Source organism: Extibacter sp. GGCC_0201 (genome assembly GCF_017566055.1).
Taxonomy (GTDB): Bacteria; Bacillota; Clostridia; order Lachnospirales; family Lachnospiraceae; genus Extibacter.
Genome location: NZ_JABFCH010000300.1, coordinates 1 through 207 on the forward strand (window position 1 = coordinate 1; position 207 = coordinate 207).

Below are 207 nucleotides of genomic sequence, written 5' to 3' on the forward strand. Positions count from 1 at the left end.
TTACAACTTTATTTTATGGCCGGTAGTGGCATACGTTCTCAACTCGGCAGGACAAGCCAACTATGTAAATGGCATCACCCCCGATTTCACATTGAGCGAACGTAACCTCATCTCCCCTCTCTACCCACTGGGAGACACCCAAGAGTATTTATTGAAGAACACCATAGCTTATATTACGACAGGAAGTATGCCCGACCTGCCACAAGC

General features: G+C 46.9%; 1 protein-coding gene. It reads left to right on the plus strand.

The window, feature by feature from the left end; translation table 11 throughout:
- The coding region (locus HJV72_RS19605; protein WP_208073563.1) for a hypothetical protein at nt 1-207 on the plus strand (207 nt) is incomplete at both ends.